This window comes from Comamonas jiangduensis, from assembly GCF_030162955.1.
Taxonomy (GTDB): domain Bacteria; phylum Pseudomonadota; class Gammaproteobacteria; order Burkholderiales; family Burkholderiaceae_C; genus Comamonas; species Comamonas jiangduensis.
The window spans coordinates 1-5,343 of sequence record NZ_JARXOV010000031.1 but is presented as its reverse complement, the minus strand read 5'-3'; the positions used below and the strand labels follow the sequence as shown (position 1 = coordinate 5,343).

The 5,343-nt window shown below is 56.7% G+C and carries 6 protein-coding genes; all 6 read left to right on the top strand.

From position 1 onward, the window contains the following. A partial coding sequence (locus QEP12_RS16715) for a YkvA family protein (protein ID WP_488798547.1) occupies nt 1-239 on the top strand: 239 nt, incomplete at its 5' end. Nucleotides 240-405: 166 nt separating this feature from the next. Further along, nucleotides 406-822, top strand: a complete 417-nt coding sequence (locus QEP12_RS16710; RefSeq protein ID WP_174864084.1) for a LexA family protein — start codon at nt 406-408, stop codon at nt 820-822. Nucleotides 823-824: 2 nt separating this feature from the next. Next, on the top strand, nt 825-1,682 hold the full coding sequence (gene cho, locus QEP12_RS16705) for an excinuclease Cho (protein WP_174864086.1): 858 nt from the start codon (nt 825-827) through the stop codon (nt 1,680-1,682). A gap of 8 nt (nt 1,683-1,690) precedes the next feature. After that, nucleotides 1,691-2,998: a Y-family DNA polymerase gene (locus QEP12_RS16700; RefSeq protein ID WP_284214969.1), complete on the top strand. Its 1,308-nt coding sequence runs from the start codon at nt 1,691-1,693 to the stop codon at nt 2,996-2,998. Nucleotides 2,999-4,022: 1,024 nt separating this feature from the next. Next, on the top strand, nt 4,023-4,589 hold the full coding sequence (locus QEP12_RS16695) for a cytochrome b (protein ID WP_284214968.1): 567 nt from the start codon (nt 4,023-4,025) through the stop codon (nt 4,587-4,589). A 15-nt stretch (nt 4,590-4,604) separates the two neighbouring features. Continuing rightward, a complete protein-coding gene (locus QEP12_RS16690; protein ID WP_219164773.1) occupies nt 4,605-5,312 on the top strand; it encodes a VIT1/CCC1 transporter family protein in 708 nt (235 codons plus the stop codon). Nucleotides 5,313-5,343 lie beyond the last annotated feature (31 nt).

Genomic DNA, 5,343 nt, shown 5'->3' with positions numbered 1-5,343 from the left:
GTTTCATACCGATGCTGGGATATGTGGACGATCTCCTTTTGCTTCCAGCACTCATTTTGCTGACGGTCAAATTGCTACCGACCTCCGTCCTGACTCAATGCCGTTTGCAAGCGGACAAATGGATGGCTGAAAAACAGTCGAAGCCGATCAGCAAAGCAGGCGCCCTTATGGTTATCTTGCTGTGGACAGTTATTGGCATAGCTTTGGGGTTCTGGGTAATTCCCTGGTTATTTGCATGAGGGACTGCAATGGGGCCAAAGCGCTCTGCACCAACCTTCGACCACTGCTTGCAGATTCCGCTGCGCTGACAGGCAGAAACCACTGGCTTTTCCAAGCCAGCATCTGACAGTTTTTGTCGCCCAGATATATACTGTATGCATGTACAGCAATCGTCTTTTGGCGGGCATGCCCGTTCCAACCACCACCTCACCCATAGCGCTGCCTCTGGCCGACTGCCCGGTGCGTGCGGGCTTCCCGTCGCCTGCGGAAGACTTCAGGGGTGAGCGCCTGGACATTGCCAGCCTGCTGATTGAGCACCCGCACGCCACCTACCTGCTGCGGGTGGCTGGCCCATCCATGCGGGAGTATGGCATTGATGATGGGGATCTGATTGTGGTGGATCGGTCCATTCAGGCACGCCATGCGCACATTGTGGTGGCCATGGTGGAGGGTGAGTTCACCGTCAAGCTTCTTCAGTGTGTTGATGGTGCTGTATGGCTCCAGGCTGGCAACCCTGCCTACCCCAACATTACCCCGCAGGAAAATGAGACGCTGGAGATTTGGGGCGTGGTGACTTCCTGCATCAAACGCTTTGCCCGCTAGCCATGCGACCACACGCACGCCGCCCCTCAGAGTCTGAGCAGGCCATTCCCTACGCCTACCCAGAACACCTGTGCACTGCATTGCAGGGCATGCCTGCGGCCCCGGGCGTGTACATCTTTCATGCACAGGGCGACAGCCTGCCGCTGTACATCGGCAAGAGCGTGAATCTGCGCTCACGGGTGCTGTCCCACCTGCGCAACCCACAAGAGGCGCGAATGCTGCGGCAAGCCACGCACATCAGCCACATTCGCACCGCAGGAGAGATTGGTGCTTTGCTGCTGGAAGCCCAGCTCATCAAACAGCAGCAGCCGCTGTACAACCAGAAGCTGCGCCGCAACCGCCAGCTGTGCGCGCTGCAGTTGCATGATGGCAAGCCCGAAGTGGTGCATGCCCGTGACATGGACTTTGCCAGCGCCCCAGATCTGTATGGCCTGTACAGCAGCCGCACCGCTGCCCTGCAGGCGCTGCATGAGTTGGCCGATGCACATGCCCTGTGCCTGGGGGCTTTGGGGCTAGAGAAGCTGCCAGCCGGCCGAGCGTGCTTCAGAGCCATGATCAAGCGCTGCCACGGTGTGTGCTGCGGGCGTGAAACACCGGCCGAGCATGCCCAGCGCCTGCAGGCTGCACTGGAAGGCTTGCGCATAGCCACATGGCCCTACGCGGGGGCCATTGCACTGAAAGAGCGCTGCGACGATCTACAGCAGCTGCATGTGGTGCACAACTGGTGCTATCTGGGCAGCGCCACCACCTTGCCCCAAGCGCGCAAGCTTGCCAAGGTAGCAGCCGGCTTTGATGCCGACGGCTACAAGATTCTGTGTCGCCAGATCTTGACGGAGCAGCTGCCCATCGTGCAGCTATAGGTGCTGCCATGTTTGCACTGATCGATGGCAACAACTTCTACGTGTCCTGCGAACGGGCTTTTCAGCCTGCACTGCGTGGCAGGCCCGTGGTGGTGCTGAGTAACAATGATGGCTGCGCTATCTCTCGCTCGGATGAAGCCAAGGCCCTGGGCATCAAAATGGCTCAACCGTATTACCAGTTTCGAGAGTTGGAGCGCACCGCCGATCTGGTGTGCCTGTCGGCCAACTTCGAGCTGTACGGCGACATGAGCGCCCGCATGATGGCGATTGCCGCAGGGCTGGGGCCGCTGCAGGAAATCTATTCCATCGATGAAAGCTTTATCGGCGACCTGGAGGGCATACCCGGCCTGACACGCCGGGCGCGGGCCATACGCAGCCGTATTGGACGCTGGACCAGCATTCCCACCTGTATCGGACTGGCCCCCACCAAGACGCTGGCCAAGCTATGCAATCACATTGCCAAGAATGCCGAGCGCAAACCCGGCAGCTACCCGGCAGAGCTGGCACGGGTGTGCAACTGGGCCGAGCTGACGCCAGCACAGCACCATGCACTGCTGCAGCGCACCCCTGCAGGCGATGTGTGGGGCATTGGTCGCCGCATGGCAGCCAAGCTGGCAGAGCAGGGCATACATACTGCATTCGACTTGGCACGCATGCCAGCCGCCAAGGCCCGGGGTACATGGAGCGTGGTGCTGGAGTGCACGGTGCGGGAGCTGCAGGGCACCAGTTGCATCAGCCTAGAACACGCCCCGGCCCCAAAGCAACAGATTGCCTGCACACGCAGCTTTGGCCATGCCATCAACGCCATGCCCCCGCTAGTGGAAGCCGTGAGCGAGTTTGCCACCTGGGCCGCAGAAAAGCTGCGCCACAGCCACCAGCTTGCAGGTGCACTGCTGGTGTTTGCGCATACCTCGCCATTCCGCCAGGGGCCGCGCTTCAATCAGTCCATCACCATCCCGTTACAGCGACCAACGTCAGACACAAGAACACTATTGCACGCCGCCGTGGGCGGGCTACGCAAGATCTACCAGCCGGGGTTTGAGCTGACCAAGGCCGGGGTGATGCTGCTGGACTTGTGCCCTGCCAACACGCAGCAGCAGACCGAGCTGCTGTTTGAAGAACCCCGCACTAGGCGCAATGAGGACAAGCTGATGGAAGTAATGGATCGCATCAACGCCCGTTACGGCAAAGCCACAGTGCACCTTGGCAGCACCGGCCACACCCAAACCGACGACGCCGGATGGCGCATGAAGCAAGAGCACCGCACGCCCCGCTACACCACACGGCTGGACGAAATACCGATTGCACGGGCCTAGCCGCCTACCCCCTAGACTACAAATCTTCAGATTAAGGGGGGTTGAACGGCTTGCCTGCACACCATGTGCAGCCGAATAAACAAACACGTCAAAGAAAAGAGCAGTCAATATTCCATATAAAGAAAAATTATTTATTTACTCCCAACTTGCTCCCTCAATGCTCCTATCCCATCAAATTTTCAGGAGCATTTAGCGCATTATTCATAAGCATTTCAGGCTGATTTGGTTAAAAAATCTGTGTTCCCACGTTCGCGAGAAAAAGCATTTCCTAACTCAATACAGCGGCACCTTCGTCCGCCTTACCCGTCCACGCAACCAGCGTAAAAAAGCCGCCTCGGTGGGCGGCTGATGGCAGGAACTAGCACGCCGCGCTAGCTGGCGTGCTGGTACAACTTACTCACATCGTCACCGCTGCCTGTCCAGATCGTCGCCCCACAACTGCACCAAATCCAAGCGCTTGCCCAAGTACTTGGTGCGGTTGTAGCTGCGGCTATTAGCACCTTTGACGGCGTGGGCCAAGTTGACCTCAATCGCCAGTGGATCAAGATCAAGTCAATACACCGGCATAGTGCGGGTGCTGCGTCTGAAAACCGTGCCAGCCTTGCTCGGTTCCAAAGAACAAGCCGTACAGGCCACTGCGCACAGAGCTATCAGACAGCGGGGGCAAACGTGGTCATGCTGCCCGGAAAAAATAACGGCTATGGAAAGTCAGCAGCAACTCCAGCCCTGCGTGGGCGTGGTCACTCGTGCTGCATCCCGTTTTCTTTTCCCTTCTTCCGACACTTACAACTGACGTAGAACCATAGAGAAAAAAGCCTGCCGATTTCTTCAGAAAAAGCGTCGGAATATTGGTAACTACCGTTACCGCTAAAGATTGACCATTTCCACGAATCGCGCATTGCTAGTTTTTGCATGTGCGCTTCCTGCTGTTTTCGGGCAACACTTCAGGAGTTATTCAGAATCGAGCTAGATACTATCGACTTGAAGTTTTTCACGATGAATTTTGCAGCTAACGGAGAAGAATATGCAATTCAAAAATACGCAGAGCCGCTACAGCACATTGGTCATCTGGTTTCATTGGCTCATGCTGTTTGTTCTTATCGCCGTTTACGCCTTTATGGAGTTGCGCGGGGCCGCACCGAAAGGTAGTGATTTGCGGGCAAACATGAAGTCGTTTCATTACTTACTCGGCCTATTGATACTGGCGCTCGTTATGCTCCGAATTGGTGCGCGCTGGGCTGCAGGTACAGCACCAGATATTCAGCCTCCGATCCCATATTGGCAGGATAAGCTTTCGCAGCTTTTGCACTACTCGCTCTACGCCTTCATGGTGACCACACCAATCCTTGGATGGCTAACACTGAGTGCTGACGGCAAGCCGATTGTCCTGTTTGGCTTGCCAATACCATCGCTGCTGGATGCGAATGAATCACTTTCGAACCAAATCAAGCAACTGCACGAAACTGTGGCTTCGGCAGGTTATTTTCTGATTGGACTCCACGCAGCTGCGGGACTGTTCCATCACTACATCCAACGTGACAATACGCTTGTACGCATGCTCCCTGGTAGCGCTATTAAAGATAAGAACTAAAAATTGAAGTTGATCATGAGGCCACACCAATATCGTGCTCATACCGAGCAACACCGCACTGAGCACATAGGCTGGCTGCGCGCTGCGGTCCTCGGGGCAAATGATGGAATTATTTCCACTGCAAGTTTGGTAGCGGGAGTTGCAGCAGCACAAGCTAGTCATGCTGACATCATGACCACAGCTGTAGCAGGTCTTGTTGCTGGTGCCATGTCAATGGCCGCAGGAGAATTCGTCTCGGTGTACTCGCAAGCCGATACCGAGAAAGCAGACTTAGAGCGCGAGCGTAAAGAGCTTGCAACTGATGGAGAAACAGAGCACCGTGAGCTGACAGCCATCTACGTGCAACGCGGTCTTGAGCCCGAGCTCGCGAGCCAGGTCGCCACGCAATTGATGGCGCATGATGCACTCGGTGCACATGCGCGAGATGAGTTGGGCATTTCGGAGGCATTCAGTGCCCGTCCGCTTCAAGCGGCTATGGCTTCTGCCCTCAGCTTTGGCGTAGGTGCAGCGATGCCACTGGCAGTAGTCATGCTGGCTCCACAGGATACATTGCTGCAATGGACGGTTTTCAGTGCCGCTTTCTTACTGGCCTTGCTTGGAGCTATCGCCGCGCTGGTCGGCGGCGCCCCCGTCGCCAGGAGTTCGTTTCGGGTAACTTTTTGGGGCACGTTGGCCATGGCGGTGACAGCGGGCGTGGGTGCGCTATTTGGTGCTATGCCCTGAACGAGGGTGAAGCAAGCAGCATTTCAACAAC

What these genes read in the sequence shown, in the direction of transcription:
- QEP12_RS16710 (WP_174864084.1), top strand. Translation starts at nt 406, where the DNA reads ATGCCCGTTCCAACCACCACCTCACCCATAGCGCTGCCTCTGGCCGAC.
- cho (WP_174864086.1), top strand. Translation starts at nt 825, where the DNA reads ATGCGACCACACGCACGCCGCCCCTCAGAGTCTGAGCAGGCCATTCCC.
- QEP12_RS16700 (WP_284214969.1), top strand. Translation starts at nt 1,691, where the DNA reads ATGTTTGCACTGATCGATGGCAACAACTTCTACGTGTCCTGCGAACGG.
- QEP12_RS16695 (WP_284214968.1), top strand. Translation starts at nt 4,023, where the DNA reads ATGCAATTCAAAAATACGCAGAGCCGCTACAGCACATTGGTCATCTGG.
- QEP12_RS16690 (WP_219164773.1), top strand. Translation starts at nt 4,605, where the DNA reads ATGAGGCCACACCAATATCGTGCTCATACCGAGCAACACCGCACTGAG.